Annotated in this window: 15 protein-coding genes; 3 read left to right on the plus strand and 12 right to left on the minus strand. The window is 61.5% G+C overall.

All coding sequences use genetic code 11. From position 1 onward, the window contains the following. Positions 1-10 precede the first annotated feature (10 nt). The 5 genes from J2W46_RS02075 to J2W46_RS02095 form a co-directional block, all read right to left on the minus strand. Positions 11-1,162, minus strand: a complete 1,152-nt coding sequence (locus J2W46_RS02075) for a porin (protein ID WP_310350859.1) — start codon at positions 1,160-1,162, stop codon at positions 11-13. A 45-nt stretch (positions 1,163-1,207) separates the two neighbouring features. After that, on the minus strand, positions 1,208-2,587 hold the full coding sequence (locus J2W46_RS02080) for an MFS transporter (RefSeq protein ID WP_310350863.1): 1,380 nt from the start codon (positions 2,585-2,587) through the stop codon (positions 1,208-1,210). Positions 2,588-2,660: 73 nt separating this feature from the next. Beyond that, positions 2,661-3,590: an SMP-30/gluconolactonase/LRE family protein gene (locus tag J2W46_RS02085; RefSeq protein ID WP_204521622.1), complete on the minus strand. Its 930-nt coding sequence runs from the start codon at positions 3,588-3,590 to the stop codon at positions 2,661-2,663. Positions 3,591-3,612: 22 nt separating this feature from the next. Beyond that, a complete protein-coding gene (locus J2W46_RS02090; protein ID WP_310350867.1) occupies positions 3,613-4,560 on the minus strand; it encodes an NAD(P)-dependent oxidoreductase in 948 nt (315 codons plus the stop codon). After that, the gene (locus tag J2W46_RS02095; protein ID WP_310350870.1) at positions 4,560-5,258 is read right to left on the minus strand and encodes an RraA family protein; all 699 of its coding nucleotides are present in this window, start codon (positions 5,256-5,258) and stop codon (positions 4,560-4,562) included. The genes J2W46_RS02090 and J2W46_RS02095 overlap by 1 nt, the downstream gene beginning before the upstream one ends. 165 nt (positions 5,259-5,423) lie before the next feature. Here J2W46_RS02095 and J2W46_RS02100 point away from each other — a divergent pair, with 165 nt between their 5' ends. Next, positions 5,424-6,134, plus strand: coding sequence for an IclR family transcriptional regulator (locus J2W46_RS02100; RefSeq protein ID WP_020070947.1), 711 nt, complete (start codon positions 5,424-5,426; stop codon positions 6,132-6,134). Between the two features lie 165 nt (positions 6,135-6,299). On the opposite strand, the gene J2W46_RS02105 is transcribed toward J2W46_RS02100, so the two are convergent. The 4 genes from J2W46_RS02105 to J2W46_RS02120 all read right to left on the minus strand — a co-directional run bounded on the left by J2W46_RS02105 (position 6,300) and on the right by J2W46_RS02120 (position 10,171). Next, the gene (locus tag J2W46_RS02105; RefSeq protein ID WP_310350873.1) at positions 6,300-7,604 is read right to left on the minus strand and encodes an MFS transporter; all 1,305 of its coding nucleotides are present in this window, start codon (positions 7,602-7,604) and stop codon (positions 6,300-6,302) included. An 83-nt stretch (positions 7,605-7,687) separates the two neighbouring features. Next, positions 7,688-8,557 carry a class II aldolase/adducin family protein gene (locus tag J2W46_RS02110; protein ID WP_310350875.1) on the minus strand — a complete coding sequence of 290 codons (870 nt, stop codon included), beginning with the start codon at positions 8,555-8,557 and terminating at the stop codon, positions 7,688-7,690. A 115-nt stretch (positions 8,558-8,672) separates the two neighbouring features. After that, positions 8,673-9,581 (minus strand): LysR family transcriptional regulator, encoded by a 909-nt coding sequence (locus J2W46_RS02115; protein WP_020070950.1) that lies wholly within the window; start codon positions 9,579-9,581, stop codon positions 8,673-8,675. A 173-nt stretch (positions 9,582-9,754) separates the two neighbouring features. Further along, positions 9,755-10,171: a cupredoxin domain-containing protein gene (locus J2W46_RS02120; protein ID WP_310350877.1), complete on the minus strand. Its 417-nt coding sequence runs from the start codon at positions 10,169-10,171 to the stop codon at positions 9,755-9,757. 217 nt (positions 10,172-10,388) lie between these two features. Here J2W46_RS02120 and J2W46_RS02125 point away from each other — a divergent pair, with 217 nt between their 5' ends. Next, positions 10,389-11,450, plus strand: a complete 1,062-nt coding sequence (locus J2W46_RS02125) for a YncE family protein (protein WP_310350879.1) — start codon at positions 10,389-10,391, stop codon at positions 11,448-11,450. A 226-nt stretch (positions 11,451-11,676) separates the two neighbouring features. Here J2W46_RS02125 and J2W46_RS02130 read toward each other — a convergent pair whose 3' ends face one another. Next, positions 11,677-13,365, minus strand: coding sequence for an alkaline phosphatase family protein (locus J2W46_RS02130; RefSeq protein ID WP_310350881.1), 1,689 nt, complete (start codon positions 13,363-13,365; stop codon positions 11,677-11,679). 413 nt (positions 13,366-13,778) lie between these two features. On the opposite strand from J2W46_RS02130, the gene J2W46_RS02135 reads away from it, so the two are divergent. Then, positions 13,779-14,381 (plus strand): phosphatase PAP2 family protein, encoded by a 603-nt coding sequence (locus tag J2W46_RS02135; protein WP_310350883.1) that lies wholly within the window; start codon positions 13,779-13,781, stop codon positions 14,379-14,381. 331 nt (positions 14,382-14,712) lie between these two features. Here the strand turns inward: J2W46_RS02135 and J2W46_RS02140 are convergent, their stop codons facing one another. Beyond that, positions 14,713-15,456 (minus strand): YoaK family protein, encoded by a 744-nt coding sequence (locus J2W46_RS02140; protein WP_020070955.1) that lies wholly within the window; start codon positions 15,454-15,456, stop codon positions 14,713-14,715. A 210-nt stretch (positions 15,457-15,666) separates the two neighbouring features. Then, positions 15,667-15,981: an EthD family reductase gene (locus J2W46_RS02145; protein ID WP_204521631.1), complete on the minus strand. Its 315-nt coding sequence runs from the start codon at positions 15,979-15,981 to the stop codon at positions 15,667-15,669. Between the last annotated feature and the right edge of the window lie 70 nt (positions 15,982-16,051).

Below are 16,051 nucleotides of genomic sequence, written 5' to 3' on the forward strand. Positions count from 1 at the left end.
CGCTTTCTCGTCAGAACTTCTGGCGCATGCCAATCGTGATGCCCGTCTGGTTATATCCGGGCGCGACCGTACCGTAGCCATTGACACCAAGTGCGGACTTGTCCTTGTTGTGAGCGAAGCCCGCGGTTGCGTAAAGGTCAGTGCGCTTCGACAGGAAATAGTCCGCGCAGAGCACCGCGAGCCACGGGTCGGCTCCCGTCGAATGCACGTCCTGGTAGTAGCCGGTGGCCGTGATAATGAACGCGGGCGTCACGTTGTACTGCGCACCCGCCCAGTAGAGATTCGCAGCGCTGGCTTGCGAGCCGTTTGCAACGACGATCGGGTTCACAGGCAGGAACGCATTAGATGCACGCAGATACCGGTAGCCCGCGAAGCCCTTCACGGGTCCGATCACATACGAAGCGGCTGCCGTCGCGCGACGCTCGGTGCCCGTGTTGGTCGCGACCGTGTTGCTGTTGCGCTGCTCGTACGACACGCTCGCCGCGAACGGGCCTTGCGCATAGGTCACCGCCCCGCTGAAAAAGCGCCCCGTGATTTCCGCGCCCGGCACTTCGGCGCCATAGCCCGTGTCGTAGCGCGTGCTGTACATCGCCTGCGCCGTCAGCGGCCCGAACACGCCGGTGTACTTCGCCGAGTTGTCGATGCGTCCGGCCATCGCGTAGTCGAGCGACAGCACCGAGTAGCGCGACGATGCGCCCATCGGATCGAACGCAACGGCCTGTTCGTAGAGCAGCGAATTCTGCCGGCCGATCGTCAGTTGCTGACCTTTATACGAAAGACCGACCCACGCCTGCCGGCCGAATAGCCGGGCGGTCGTCGCAGCATTGGCGCCCAGACCTCTGGTCGATTGAGCGGTCGTGCCGTCATTGATGTTAAAACCGCTTTCCAACTGGAAAATGGCCTTCATGCCGCCGCCCAGGTCTTCGGCACCCTTCAATCCCCAGCGCGAGCCGGACAGGTTGCCCGACACTTCGCGCGTCTGTGCGCCGCCAGCGCTCGTATTGTTGATGTGCTCGACGCCAACATCCGCGATCCCGTACAGCGTGACGCTGCTTTGCGCATGCGCAGCGCCGCAGGTAAGACTGACGCCTGCGGCGGCGACTGCGCCGAGCATGAAACGGACGTTCGTGTTGACGTTGTGGCTGGCTTTTTTGAACAGCATGGAGTCTCCAAACAGAGTTTTATGGATTGGTTTTGAATGCGTGGATCAGACCTTGTGAGCCGACGGCGCTTCGCCTGCGTCGGCGCCCGGGTCACCGAGCCAGGCGATGGTCAGCGCACCGAGCAGCAGCACACCAGACACGGCGAGCAGCGGCACGGTGAACCCGCCCGAGAGCTGCTTGAGCGCGCCGATCATCGACGGACCGACGAAGCCGCCAAGGTTGCCCACGGAGACGATGAGCGCGAGGCCGCCGGCCGCGGCCCGCCCCGTCAGAAAGCTGGACGGAATGGCCCAGTAGGTCGCCTGGAAAGCGAGGATGCCGCTCACCGTGAAACAGAGTGCGATGAGCTTCAGCACAGGCGCGTCGAGGAAGGTGCTCGCGCACAGCGCGGCGGCCGCCACGACCAGCGCGCCGGCCACATACGGAATGCGGTTTTGCGAGCGATTCGCGACGCGCGCCCACCAGAGCATCACGACTGCGCCGATTGCATACGGAATCGCCGTGAGCCAGCCCACGACCGTGTGCGCGACGCCGAACTGCTTGATGATTTGCGGCATCCACAGGCCGACGCCGAGCGACCCGACGATGCCGCAGAAGTTGATGAACGCGAGCACGAACACGCGCCAGTTGGTCATCGCGTCGCGCAGCGTGCTGCCGTGACGTGCGCCGATGTCGCCCTGTTCGAGCGCGAGACGCTTCGCAAGCGACGACTTCTCTTCGTCGGTGAGCCACTTCGCTTTTTCGGGGCGGTCCGCCAGCACGAACAGACAGGCGATGCCGAGCAACACGGCCGGTCCGCCTTCGATCAGCAGCAACCACTGCCAGCTACGCAATCCATGCAGGCCGCCGAGTTCGAGCAGCGCGCCCGAAACGGGAGAGCCGATCATGTTCGCGACGGGGATGCCGACCAGAAACGCAGCCGTCACTTTCGCGCGCCACTTGCCCGGAAACCAGTGCGTGAAATAAAGGTAGATGCCGGGCGTGAAGCCCGCTTCGGCGAGACCGAGCAGGAAGCGCGCGGCGGCAAAACTCTTCGGTCCGACGACGAACGCCGTCGCCATCGAAAAGAGACCCCACGTGATCATGATGCGCGCGATCCACACGCGCGCACCGACCTTCTGCATGATCAGGTTGCTCGGAATCTCGAACAGAAAATAGCCGACGAAGAACAGTCCTGCGCCGAAGCCGAACTGCTCGGACGTCAGACCGAGATCCTTGTTCATCGTCAGCGCGGCGAACCCGACATTCGTCCGGTCGAGATAGCTGATGACGTAGCAGATGAAGATGAACGGCAGGATTCGCCGGAACGCCTTGGCGAGCGTGCGCTCGCTGGCCGCGTAGTCCTCGCTCGCGATGCCGGCAATGGGCGGCGGTTCTGTCTGGCGCGTGGCACCGTCGGCGCGCAGGGTGTGCGACATGGTCATGCTTGCTCCTCCATCGCGCTTCTGTCGGCGCAGATGTATTGATGTATGGCGGGCGCTCGCGCCCGCTGCGCGATCAGACGGTTCGCCCGGCCCGTTTCGGAAGCGGTCCGGCAATCGTCATTTCAGCTTTGAGAACCGTTCCCGAAACGGACTCGGTCATGAACAGCGTCTTCATGTCCGCGCCGCCGAAACACAGATTCGTGAGCGAAGCGCCTTCCGGGCTGGTCAGAATTTCGACGGGCTCCGCGCGATGGTTCAGCACCCACGCGCGACCAAGCCCCGGATTCGCGACGAAGAGTCGCCCTTGCGTGTCGATGGTCAGTCCGTCCGGACCGCTCGGGCCATACGACGTGAAGAACTGCCCGACCTTGCTGACGGAACCATCTGCCTGAAGCGGCACGCGCCACACGCAATTGCCGCGCGTCATCCCGACAAAGAGAATCTTCTCGTCGGGCGACAGCACGAGTCCGTTGGGGCTCGGGCAATTGCCGAGCAGCAAGTCGAGCTTGCCGTCCGCCGACAGCCGGTACACGCGGCCCGTCGGATCGTGCAGTCCCGTTTGCCCCTGATCGGTGAAGTATAGGTTGCCGTTCGAATCGAACGTGAGATCGTTCACGCCCCTGAAGCGCTCGGAATTGCGCCGCTCGAGAAACGGGCGCACTTCGCCGCGCGCGATGTCGAGCAGCATCAGGCCGTTGCGATAGTCGGTGATGAGCAGATGCGCATCGTCGAAGCGCTTCATTCCGTTCGGCTCGCCGTCGTATTGCACGACGAGTTCCCACTCGCCCGACGGCGAAATCCGGAAAACCCGGCCGTGCGGAATATCCGTGACGAACAGATAGCCCGCCGGGTCCCACACGGGGCCTTCGAGAAACGAGTCCGTGGCGACGCCGCCGCGATTGGCACGCGCCCAATCGGTCTGGACGTCGCCTTTGCGGAATTTGTCCGGCATACGCGTGAAGACTTCCGCAGTGCGTATTTCGGGCGAGATGAGATAGAACATGATGGGTCTTCTCTTGCGGACTTCAGGCTGTGTTGCGGGCGTGTTCTTCGACGACGGCGAGAACATTGGCGGCGGCGCCCTTACCCATGTTCACGTACGCGGCGTCGCTCACGCCGCCGATATGCGGCGACAGGATTGCGTTCGGGATCTGCTGGAACGGATGCGGATGCGTCATCGGTTCAACGTCGAAGCTGTCGAGACCGGCAAAGCGCAACTGGCCGCTGGCGAGCGCCTCGGCGAGCGCCGCTTCGTCGATCAGTCCGCCGCGCGCGGTGTTGACGAGGATCGCGCCGCGCTTGAACCGCGCGAGCGTGTCGCGGTTGAGCATCTGGCGGTTTTCCGCTGTCAGCGGGCAATGCAGCGAGACGACGTCGGAAGCCGCGTACAACTCGTCGAGCGATACCAGCTTCACGCCTGCGGGCGCTTCTTTCGCGTACGGATCGAACGCAAGCACGTTCATGCCGAACGCCGCGCCGATCGCTGCGACGCGTCGGCCGATCGCGCCCAGTCCGACGAGGCCGAGGGTCCGCCCGTCCAGTTCGACGGACTTGTGCGTGGATTTGTCCCAGTGGCCTTGGCGCATGCGCGCATCCAGTTGCGGCACGGACTTCGCGCACGCGAGAATCAGCGCCCATGCATGCTCCGCGACGGCGGCCGCGTTGGCGCCAACGGCAGCGCGCACCGCGATACCGCGCGCGGCCGCCGCTGCCTGATCGATCACGTCGATGCCGCTGCCATGCTTCGAAATCACTTGCAGGTTTTCGGCGGCATCCATGATGCGGGCGTTCACTTTGCCGTATCGGACGATGATCGCAACAGGCTTGTGCTCGGCGCACAGCGCGACGATGTCGTCTTCGGTGGGCTGCTTGCCCGCGAACACGACGTCGAACTGGGTCAGCATGTCGAGCGCTTGCGGCGCGAGATCGGCGGCCGTCACGAGGACGACGGGTTTATGCGAAGCCGTCTGCATCACAGCGCCTCGCCTTCGGCCAGCATGCCCACGGCACGCAGTTCCTTCTCGATCCAGCCCGGACGCACGTCGCCCTTATGAATCGCCGCGATGCGCGCCGTTTCCATGTCGAGCTTTTTCTGCGCGAGTCCGATGATGCGTGCGACGTCGTTACGCGGAATCACAACGACGCCGTCCGCGTCGCCAACGATGAGATCGCCCGGGTTGATGGCCGTGTCGCCCGCCGAGATCGGCGCATTGACGAGGCCCGCGACACTTTTGGTCGGGCCGCAGGGATTCAGGCCGGCCGCGAAGACCGGGTAGTCGCCGCTGGCGAGTTCGTGCGCGTCGCGCACGGCGCCGTCGATGACGATGCCCGCGATACCGCTCGCCTTTGCCTGCGTCGCCATGATCTCGCCGATCAGCGCGCACGAGAGATCGCCCTTTCCGTCGACGACGATCACGTCGCCCGGTTTCGCGATGGACAGCGCGGCGTGGATGGCGAGGTTGTCGCCGGGACGCACTTCGACCGTGACGGCCGGGCCCGCGACTTTCATCGTCGGCGACAGCGGCTTGACCCGGCCATGCAGCGTGCCGCGACGGCCGGCGACGTCGGCGAGGATGGCGGCCTGATATCGCGCCGCTGCCTCGACCAGTTCCGGCGACACGCGCTCGATATTGCGATTAATGGGAGAAGTGCCTGCGGACATAGTGCTCATGGATTCAACCTCATTTCGTGAGTTTTACTGTGTACAACAGTAGTGTACGGAGTGAAATCACTATAGCCAGAGCAGGCGCGCCGATCCACTGGCGTTTACCCTTTTACGGTATAAACCGTCGTTTTACTGTGTACAATTCACGGAGATGAATGACGGGAGGCGGGAATGGGAAACGAAGGTGTCGTCGCAGTCGAGAAAGCGCTTTCGCTGTTGGACTGCTTCAAGCCGGGAGCCGAGTCACAGTCGCTCGCGATGCTCGCGCAGGCGTCCGGCATGCACAAGACGACGGTCTATCGACTGATGAACTCGCTGGAGCGAATGGGCTATGTCGTGCGCGCTCAATCCGGCAACTATTCGCTCGGACATCGCGTGCTGTACCTGGGCAAGCTGTACGAGCAGTCCTTCCATCTTTCCACGGTAGTAGAACCGGCGCTGCATGCGCTCGCCACGGTGACGAAAGAAAGCGCATCGTACTACGTTCACCACAATGGGCAGCGGCTGTGCCTGTTTCGGGTCGAGCCGTCCGAAGGTCTGCGTGAAACGCGGCTCGCCGGAACGACGCTGCCGCTCGACGACACGGCCATCAGCCAGGTGATACGTTTCTGGGGACTCGGCGAACCGATCTACGACAAGCCGCCAGCACTGCCCGTCTTCACCGCGGGTGCGCGCGATGTGCACACAGCAGCGTTTGCTGTACCGATCTTTGGCGCCGGCGACAAGTTCATGGCGGCGCTGACGCTTTCCGGTCCCGCGTCGCGGCTTAGCGCGGCGCACACGTCGGGCGAGCTGGATCGGCCGCAACTGGATGCGGCCGCTGATCTGTCCCGGAAGCTGGGCGCCAGTGTTGCGTTTTGCGAGAACATCTACGGCATTTGATCGCCGCTTTGCCAAAGGCAGGGTTCAGGTGGACGAGCCGTTCGTCGCGTGACTGCGGACGCATTCGCACAACGCCATGTTCGTGCCACGGCGGCTACTCCGTTGCTGCGGGCAGCAAGCGCCCGGAAATGGGCGCTTTTCAGGTCGATCGGCTGCCGCACAACCTTAGCGGTTGACCACGCCCTTTGGCATCGTCAGCACAACGACTGCCGCCACGAGCAACGAGACCGCCACGCAATACAGGCCCATGTCGGTGCTATGCGTCATGTCCTTGATCCAGCCGACCAGATAGGGACTGACGAAGCCCGCGAGGTTGCCGACCGAATTGATCAGTGCAATACCCGCGGCCGCTGCCACGCCTCCGAGGAATGCGGGCGGAATCGACCAGAACTGGCACAGTGCTCCCAGAATGCCAATCGTGGCGAACGTGAGGGACACGACAGCCGACGTGACGTTGTGCGGTACCAGCGTGCTCGCCACGAGGCCGGCCGCGCCCATCACGGCCGGCAGCGCCACATGCCAGCGACGCTCCTTGCTCCGGTCCGAACTGCGTCCCAGCAGCACCATTGCGATGGCCGCGGCGCCGTAGGGGATCATCGTCAGCAGGCCGACATTGAAAGCGTCGCTTACGCCGGATGCCTTGATGAGCGTGGGAAGCCAGAAGCTGATGCCGTAAAGGCCCATGATGATGCCGAAGTAGCACAGGCACAGCACCCAGACGCGTTTGTTGGTGAATGCACCGCTCGCACTATGCACCTCGATGTGCCCCGCCTCCTTAGCCAGCCCCGTCTCGAGCAGCGACTTTTCTTCATCGGTCAGCCATTTCGCGGCGCTGATCCTGTCGTCGAGATACAGCAGCACGGCAATGCCGCCGAAGATGGAAGGCAACGCTTCGAGCAGAAACAGCCAGCGCCAGCCCGCCATGCCGTGCACGCCGCTGAAGCTGTTCAGAATCCAGCCCGACAGCGGTCCGCCAATGACGCCGGCAATTGGGATTCCGGTCATGAACATCGCGGTAATCTTCCCGCGGCGCGAAGACGGATACCAATAGGTCAGGTAGAGGATGATGCCTGGAAAGAAGCCGGCTTCGGCGACGCCGAGCAGGAAGCGCAACGCGTAAAAGGCGGTGGGCGTCTTCACGAAAATCATCGCGCCGGAAAGCACACCCCAGCTGAGCATGATGCGGGCGATCCATTTCCGCGCGCCAAAACGATGCAGCGCGATGTTGCTCGGCACTTCGAAGATGAAATAGCCGATAAAGAAAATCCCCGCGCCTAAGCCGTAGATCGTTTCGCTGAATTTCAGGTCAGTCAGCATCTGCAGCTTGGCAAAGCCTACGTTGACCCGATCAAGGTAAGCGAAGACGTAGCAGAGAAAGAGGAAAGGAATCAGCCGCCATGTCACCTTCGCATAGGTCCGGTCTTCGCTGTGAGCCGGCGAGACGACATCGCCGTAAGTGGACTTCAACATCGTTGTCTCCTTGAACCGCCGCCGGTGCGCTTCTGGTCGCGCCGGTGCGGTCTGTTGTGTATGTGACGGCCTATGTTGGCCGTTCAGTCGAACATGTCCGGGCTGGTCTGCGCGAGCTGGTCATAAATCGGCTGGAAATGCAGCCAGCCGATGTATTCGCTGCCGACGTGTTCACGGCTGTAGCGCGAACTGTGCTCCGGCACCATGACGGGCTTGATGCCGGTCGCCTCCACCAGTAACTGCTGCTGACAGCAGCGCTCCAGCGCGATGAACCAGAACGCGGCGGCTTCGATGCTGTGGCGGCTCACCGTCAAAAGGCCGTGATTCTGGTGAATGGCTGCCTTGACGTTCTTGAAATAGTCGGCAACCGACAGCCCGGCCTCCTCCTCCACCGCGACCGCGCCGGCCTCGTCCTTTATCACGACATGGTCTTCATAGAAGGCCGCCGCGTCCTGCGTAATGGGGTCGAGCGGCCGTCCGAGCGCCGCGAACGCAGTGCCGTAGACCGTGTGCGCATGGCACATCGCAACAATGTCGGGATTGGCTTCATGCACCGCTGCGTGCAGCACGAAGCCGGCGCGGTTGAGCGCGTACTTGCCTTCCACGACCTTGCCCGTATGGTCAGCGAGAATCAGGTTGGAAAGTTTCACCTGGGAGAAATGCACGGCCATCGGATTGGTCCAGTACAACTCCGGAAACTCGGGATCGCGCACCGTGAGGTGGCCGGCGAAACCATAGTCGAGCTTATGCAGCGCAAAAGCGCGGCATGCGGCGACGAGGCGTTCCTTGCGGTGCTGGCGCTCCTGCGCGAACGTCGAAAAGTCGGGCAGCTCGGGAAACTTCAGCCCTGCCTGCTTCGGGCGATAAATGGAATTGTTCGAGGGATGCGAAATCGTGCGGCGCAGTTCGGCCTGCTGCGCGCTGATATCGATTTTTCCGGTGCCGGTGCTCATGCTGTCTCCTGTCGTAGCGGTGATCGTGTGTCGCTAACGATAAGGAAAGACCGGCCGCCGATCTAGGCGTGGCGGACAATAGGATTTATTACGCCGCCATATAAATCTCGGGCGCCTATGGCTTCTGCCAGGGCGGCTCGCGGAAGACGTCGACGAAGTAATCGATAAAAGCGCGAATGCGCGGCACCAGTTGGCGCTCGGGCAGATAGACGACATGGATTGCGGTGTCGTCCTTCGCCTGGTACTCCGGGAGGAGCGGCACCAGATCCCCTCGGCGAATTGCGGGCAATGCAAGGTGTTCGGCGAGGCGCATGATGCCGACGCCGGCCACGCAGAGCTGAAAAAGCGTGGTGCCGTCGGTGCTGCGGAAACTGCCCTGTACCGCGACCCGTTCGAGCCTGCCGTTGATCATGAATGGCCACAGGTTGAGATGCTCGCGCGGTGACTCCCATGTCAGGCAGGCGTGCCTCGCCAGGCCGAGCGGAGTCACAGGTGTGCCGTGTGCGGCAAGATAGCCCGGAGACGCCACGACGATGCGCTGGAGATCGCAAAGCTTTCGGCTGCGCAAAGAGGAATCCTGCAGCCGGCCCATGCGGACTGCGACGTCGAAGTTATCCTCGATCAGGTTGACGTTGGAGTCCGACAGGGAAAAATGCACGCATACCTTTGGGTAGGACGACAGAAAACCGGGCAGCGCGGCCACCAGTTGATCCATGCCGAACGCGTGAGGCGCGCTGACGCGCAGATTGCCGCTCGGCTCGCTGGACCGGACCTGCGCTTCCGCTTCCTCCAGGCTTTCGAGAATGTCGTTGCAGGACAGCAGAAAGCGCTCACCCTCATGGGTCAGCCGTTGCGTGCGCGTTGAACGATGCAGCAACTGCACGCCGAGCCTTCGCTCCAGAGCGTTGACGCTTTGGCTGACGAACGGTTGGCTCACTCCCAACATATTTGCCGCAGCGGTGAAGCCCCCGGCCTCCACGACCGCCTTGAAGACACGCATCTCCAGCAATCTTTCATCTTTCATCTGTCGGATCCGTGTGCGGCAGTGGGCTCTCTGCAGTTTACCCGGATTGGCATCGATCCCTTCCGTGCCTGCCTGCTCCGCTCGTTCCGTAACGCTGATGTTCACATCACCGCCTTTGATGCCAGACCGTCTTTGCAGTCGTGGCGGATGTCACGCCGCTTGTGGCCCGAACCTCAGCGCGCAACAACGAACGATGTGTGCATGCCCATCTCATAGTGCCCCGGCCGGTTGCAAATCAGCACATAGCGTCCTGGCGCAAGTTTCAATGACAAGCGCTTGGTCGAACCCTGCGCAAGGTCCTCCACCTCGCCCATCTTCCTGAACCGGCTCTCCGTGACCACGCCTTTATGGACAGGCAGATGCGCGTCGTCCAGGTCTGTCCTCAGCACCACGAACTCATGTTCGGTATTGCCGTTCGCTGCGTTGTTCACCTCGAACGTGACGCGACCGGCTTTCGCTGTGCCGGGATCGAGTTGAATCATGTTGTCCGAGAGTTTGACGTGGATCGTTTGATCCGCATGACTGCTCAGCGGCACAACGCCGAGCGCAAGCGCCGCCAGGACAAAAACGGTATGGCTTCTGTCGTTCATGATGTTTCTCCGCGAAAGGGCCGCGCTGCCGCGAGACGCGTCGAGCGACGGTGCCGGGTTCTCCGGCGCCGAAGGCTAGCGAACCTCGGTAATAGAACGTGAGCGGGCTTCGAAATATTCCGTCCGATGTCGCGTGCGGTGTGCTGAAAATTGCCTATGCTCTCCCGGTACTGGTACTCGCCGCATTTCGTCATGCCAGGCCCGGCGGAGATTCGTCATGAAAGACCGTGTCCTCTCGAACCGTCGCTGCTTTGCAAAGCTGTTCGGCATTCTTTCGATGACCGGACTTGCTGCAATAACCATCCATGACAGCGCGGCCGCTGCGGGCACTCCACTCACGGCCGACCTACCGTTGACGCACGTCGCCGACATCCCGCTGCCAGGTCGCGCCACCCGGCTCGATTACGAAAGCTACGATCCTGATAGACATCTGCTGTTCATCGCGCACCTGGGCGACAGCGAAGTAATCGTTTTCGACACGCAACACTCACGCGTTGTCGCCCGAATTGGCAACATCGCCGCCGTTCATGGCGTCCTCGTAGTACGTGAACAGTCGCGCGTGTACGCGTCCGCGACGGGCTCAAACGAAGTTGTTGTCATCGACGAGACCACCCTGAAAATCACAGCACGTATGCCGGGAGGCGTCTATCCGGACGGAATGGCCTATGCACCGGACACCCGGAAACTTTATGTATCGGACGAGACAGGCGGGACTGAAACCGTAATCGATACCCAGTCCAATCGCCGCATCAAGGCAATCCCGTTGGGCGGCGAAGTCGGCAACACCCAGTACGACCCAGTGTCCCGTCATATCTTCGTCAATGTCCAGTCACGAGGACAACTCGTCGAGATCGATCCAACGACCGACGCAATTGTCGCGCGGATCGATCTGCCGGGCGCGCGAGGCAATCACGGCCTCTATATCGTTTCGCAGCCACACCTCGCGTTCGTCGCGTGCGAAGGCAACGACAGACTGCTGACGCTGAACCTGCTCACCAGGCAGGTCGTCCAGTCATTCGACGTTGGCGCCGATCCCGACGTGATTGCATTCGATCCCGGTGCGGGCACGCTTTATATCGCCGGCGAGGCAGGCATCGTGTCGATGTTTGCCGTTGGGTCTTCGACGGTGTCGAAAATCGGCGAAGGCCGCATCGGACCCAATGCGCATGTGGTTGCTGTCGATCCATCAACGCATCGTGCCTATTTCCCGCTGAAGAACGCCGACGGACGTCCGGTGCTGCGCGTCATGGCGCCCCGGTCGACACTGCCGTCTCCGTGAAACGATACCCGCCCCAATGAGTTATAGATTTGAACCTCCGCGCGATCAACCCCGGGCGCGTCCTGACAGACCAGAGCCGCATTGGCCGCGACCGAGGCCGGAGTGAACGGACCCCCACTGCTGCGAGACCAATCGCCAACGGCGCGCTGGCGATTGCATGTTGTTGGGGACCGTTGCTGTTCCCGGCGGCTGCGGACGCCGCGAGCGGCGTCCGCAGCAGAACCGTCTAGAACCTTCGCGCGTCGAAACCCGGCAACGGCTGCGTGCCCTCCATTACCACTGCATTGAGCAGCTTCGGATCGAGCCCGAGCAAGCGCAGAATCGTCGGCGCGACCTGCGTTGTCTGCACGCGCTCACTGACCTCCCGGCCTGCACCCGGCGCGCCAGGCATGTAGACGACAAGGCCCAGGTGGCTGTCATCCGGCGCATTGCCTCCGTGCTCCTCGTCCTTCTTCGTGCTCGTCGTGTAGATGACGCCAGGGTTCGGCTGAACGATGATGTCCGGGGTTCGGCCACCCGCTGGATCGCCAAAGCGCGCGGCGAGCGGACGGCCGTACAGAATATATGCCTGCGGGCCGTCCGCGCAGATCCCTGGCGCGTTGCAACTCAGGTTGTCCTTGAGCGTCTTGACGGCGGCGGCGAGCTGACTCTGATCGCGCAGCCATACGAGCCCGACGTCGTCGGTCTGTATGAAGCCCGTACCTGTAAGTCCGGTCCCGTCGTTGAGGTTGCCGCTTTTGGTGCTCGCCTGTCCAATGTTGCCGTCCGGATCGAAATAGTTGCTCGATTCAAGGAGCTTGGACAGCGTGTCGCCGTTTTTCACCAGCTTCGAGTGATCCGTGGGCGACTGCCCGTGCTTGGACGTGACGATGATCGCGGTGGACTGATAGAGGCCGCGCTGCTTCAATTCGGCCACCATTCGACCGAGGGATGCGTCGATGTACGCGATGGCCGCCGCAACTTGCGGGCCGGGCGTGAAGCTCGCGTCCAGATAGCCACCACCCTTCGCCACCGGCGCCTTCTGTGCAACGCTCAGCGTTTGGAAGTTCGTGCCGAGTACCGCAGGCACACTGGCCGCTGCATCGCCCTTCGATGTCTTTCCGTCGATCTGATTGATGATTGCCGCGACGTGGAAGTCGTCGAATTTCTCGGTATGGCTGTAGACGTCCGTGTAGTCGGTGCCGGTCGCGGGGTCGATCGAATTGATCTCGGTTCGCATGAGATCGTCGACACCGTGCCCGGATGGGCCGTTCAGCCAGTCGTAGCCCCATGCGTGCTTGTCCGCCCAGGCCGTGCGCGCACCTGGAAGGTTTTGTTTGACGACTTCGAAGACCGTGTTGGTCTTCACATAATCGTGCGGATAAACGGGCTTGCAGACGCCACCGATCTTTGCGTGAGGGATAGCCTGTGGATTGAATCCGCCACCGCCATCGAGATGCGTCAGTGCGCCGCCATTCTCGGCGTCAATGCCGGTGGTTTCGTCGAATACGACGTTCCAGCCTTGCGGACCGCTGCACGTCGAATCCGAAGGCGCGTATAGCGTTCTGTCGTATGACACGTCGTAGAAAAGCCCTGCGCTCTTAGGCGACCCACCGGTAACGAGCGCGGCGAGCCCCGGAAAAGAGTCCGACAAACCCGGCGTATGAGCGTCCGTATAAGTGGTGCCGGCCTTTGCAAGAAGCGCAATGTTGGGACATGAATTAGAAGCGATGCATCGCGCTACGTCTTGTTCGTGCAAACCGTCGAAACTGATGAGAAGCACATGTTCGACCTCATTGTGCCTGCGGTGATCGCCGTCTTGCCCGCGATGATGGTCCTCGGCGGGAGATGCATGCGCTGCGCAAGATACCGCCAGCGTCAGGGCGACAGTGGAGAACACGTTTTGCAACGGCCACTGCGGTCTTCTTCGGTTCATGTCTCGTCCTTATTGATGGGTAACAGAACAACCTGCCGGACCATCAATGTGCAACGTGTTTGCGTCGAGTCCGTGAACGTTGACTTACAACTAGCTGTATTTTGCCCGGTTGCACAAGAATTAATTGCGTGCGAGCGTTAGGTTTGCTTAAGGTTTTCTTAAGGATGTCTCTGATCGACCGTTGGCAACCTGTCGATACCGTGTTCGACGCAGCTGATTTGGTACCGAAAGCCCGAACAACTCGATATCGCGCTTTTCCCGTAGGAGGCCGAATCATAAACTCGTTTAATGTGATGAAGCACGCGGCCAGACACCGGGGTCTCGCCGGACCACGAAACTGTACTGGTGGCGCCCTAAGCTTCCCATAAGATTTGGCGGCTAAGATCGACTAATTTTCACTGCGATCTAGACCGATGAATGCACTGGAAGCGCTGAACCGCGCACTCTTTCTGTCGATCAACGCGACACCGTCGGCGCCCGCCTGGCTTATCGACGTAGCCCGCTTTATCGCCGATGATGTGATCTATCTCGTGCCGCTTTTTCTCACCGCGTTGTGGCTCTCGGGCGGCGAACGTCGACGCGCCGCCGCAGTGCGAGTGTGTTGTGCGGTTCTGCTGGCGCTCGGCATCAATCAGCTGATCGGTCTTGGGTGGATGCATCCGCGGCCCTTCATGATCGGCTTGGGCCATACCTTTATCGAGCACGCGCCAGATTCCTCATTTCCGAGCGACCACGTGACCGTGTTGGCAAGCGGTGCCTTGACCTTGCTGCTCGCCGGCGAGCGCCGCTACGGTTTGTCGATGTTGCTCGCGGGTCTTGCCGTGGCATGGGCGCGCGTGTTTCTCGGAGTGCATTTTCCGTTGGATATGGCAGGCGCCGTCGCCGTTGCGTGCATAGCCTATGCGCTGGTCGCTCCGCTATGGAAGATGTCTGGCGCTGCACTGACTCGCGGTCTCATAGCGGTGTATAGGAAGCTGCTGGCATGGCCTATCGGGCGCGGCTGGCTTTCGTCGTGATGGCTTGGCGGCGGATTGGTCGATTGGCGAAGTCCGCATGAAAGCACGGAAGTTGGCGTGAAAAGTCCGCAAGCTCATTCCAGCTTCCTGGCAAGAGCGCCCACCTCCAACGGCTGGGCGAAGTACCTGTAAATCTCCTGCAGCTCCCTCCACCTGGATTCTCTGCCGCCGCTGATTCACATGCGATCGGACTTCGCATAGTAATTATGTCCGCTGACAACCGAGGCGACAGGCGCTCTCCGACCTGATTCGTCGATCAATTACCGCCGATCTGCGTCCGCTTCGCGTGCGAATGCAGACACCTGTCAAGCCGTGCAGCCTGGCGTTTCGCCTAGCCTCGATAACCACGCACATCGTCGACGATGGGGACAACGGCGAGAGTAACAAGGACGATCGCAAGGGGAACGGTCGACGCAAATCCCAGGTGTCTAAAGCCCACTGCGCCAGTAAGTCCACCTACCAGGAACGACAGTAACAGCGATCCGAGAAGCTTTAGTTTCTGCCGATCTCCGCAGACCAGGTTGCCGGGCATTGCCCCGACATTCCAATAGAACAGCTTACCAAGCTCGATGCCAATATCGGTCACGAGACCAGTAACGTGTGTCGTCCGGATTTCCGCCTTTGAAACCTTCGTGATCATAGCGTTCTGCAGTCCCATCACGTAGCAGAGAAGGCAGACGGTAGCCGGCACGAAGAGCACGTGGTGCGATTCGAGGTTCGAGCCGAGAACACCGAAGATCAGAAGCAGCGACGCCTCGAGCATCAACGGCATCGCGTATTGGCTCTGCAAGCGCCTGCGTCGCCCCCAGTTGATCAGGATCGCTGACGTGGCCGCGCCGACCAGAAAGGACAACAAGGAACTCAATCCCGCCACAGCCACATTCATGTCGCCAAGCGCGACGTTATCGGCAAGCGACGAAACAATGCCGGACATGTGTGAGGTGTACTGACCCACAGCGAGGAATCCGCCAGCGTTGGCTGCTCCAGCGACGAACGCGAGCGATCGCCCGAGGCGACGATTCGCGACGTCGCTGCGCTCAGGCGCCGTGAAACCGCGAAGATAATTGATGGGCATGCGGATCAGTTCGGTTTCGGGGGACGGTTCACAAAGGGTTGCACACGAGTGAGCTTGTCGATCCTAACATGAGACGACGCCGCTGCTTCAGCCTGCGTTTCAGATGAACCGTGTCAGCCAACGCGCGTGTCGGGCGTCGCCTGGACTGCCCAATGAGCCATTCGAGGAAAGAAATGAGCGCTGCGTCCGAGCCCGTTCGCAGGTGCCTCGTTATAGCGCCGTCGCACGCACGCGGCGCGGCGCAATATCCGTGAAGCGTGTCACGTCGGCCATCACGGCGGGCGCTTCGGGCGACGTAAAAGCCGCATCGACCGATGCTTCGTCACGAAACCTGCATTCGCAGATCGCAAGCGTTCCGGCCTGCTGCTCGGCGGGGAAAAAGGCCGCGACCCCGACAAGGCCGTAGCGCGACCAGTGATGCATCACAAGGGGCAAATGATGGTCGACGTAATACGCGCGATCGAAGCGCGCACCGGCCTTGCCTTCGTAGGTGACATAGATCGTGACGTTGGCATCTCTCGACATGCTGTTCTCCATTGACTAAGGCGTGAAAGTCGGCATCGATCGGATGCATCGCACCGGTGATGCCGCGCGC

The sequence above is a fragment of the Paraburkholderia strydomiana genome, from assembly GCF_031456815.1.
Taxonomy (GTDB): domain Bacteria; phylum Pseudomonadota; class Gammaproteobacteria; order Burkholderiales; family Burkholderiaceae; genus Paraburkholderia; species Paraburkholderia caledonica.

Coding starts and splice junctions, on each gene's coding strand:
- J2W46_RS02075 (WP_310350859.1), bottom strand. CDS start 1,162: ATGCTGTTCAAAAAAGCCAGCCACAACGTCAACACGAACGTCCGTTTC.
- J2W46_RS02080 (WP_310350863.1), bottom strand. CDS start 2,587: ATGACCATGTCGCACACCCTGCGCGCCGACGGTGCCACGCGCCAGACA.
- J2W46_RS02085 (WP_204521622.1), bottom strand. CDS start 3,590: ATGTTCTATCTCATCTCGCCCGAAATACGCACTGCGGAAGTCTTCACG.
- J2W46_RS02090 (WP_310350867.1), bottom strand. CDS start 4,560: ATGCAGACGGCTTCGCATAAACCCGTCGTCCTCGTGACGGCCGCCGAT.
- J2W46_RS02095 (WP_310350870.1), bottom strand. CDS start 5,258: ATGAGCACTATGTCCGCAGGCACTTCTCCCATTAATCGCAATATCGAG.
- J2W46_RS02100 (WP_020070947.1), top strand. CDS start 5,424: ATGGGAAACGAAGGTGTCGTCGCAGTCGAGAAAGCGCTTTCGCTGTTG.
- J2W46_RS02105 (WP_310350873.1), bottom strand. CDS start 7,604: ATGTTGAAGTCCACTTACGGCGATGTCGTCTCGCCGGCTCACAGCGAA.
- J2W46_RS02110 (WP_310350875.1), bottom strand. CDS start 8,557: ATGAGCACCGGCACCGGAAAAATCGATATCAGCGCGCAGCAGGCCGAA.
- J2W46_RS02115 (WP_020070950.1), bottom strand. CDS start 9,581: ATGAAAGATGAAAGATTGCTGGAGATGCGTGTCTTCAAGGCGGTCGTG.
- J2W46_RS02120 (WP_310350877.1), bottom strand. CDS start 10,171: ATGAACGACAGAAGCCATACCGTTTTTGTCCTGGCGGCGCTTGCGCTC.
- J2W46_RS02125 (WP_310350879.1), top strand. CDS start 10,389: ATGAAAGACCGTGTCCTCTCGAACCGTCGCTGCTTTGCAAAGCTGTTC.
- J2W46_RS02130 (WP_310350881.1), bottom strand. CDS start 13,365: ATGAACCGAAGAAGACCGCAGTGGCCGTTGCAAAACGTGTTCTCCACT.
- J2W46_RS02135 (WP_310350883.1), top strand. CDS start 13,779: ATGAATGCACTGGAAGCGCTGAACCGCGCACTCTTTCTGTCGATCAAC.
- J2W46_RS02140 (WP_020070955.1), bottom strand. CDS start 15,456: ATGCCCATCAATTATCTTCGCGGTTTCACGGCGCCTGAGCGCAGCGAC.
- J2W46_RS02145 (WP_204521631.1), bottom strand. CDS start 15,981: ATGTCGAGAGATGCCAACGTCACGATCTATGTCACCTACGAAGGCAAG.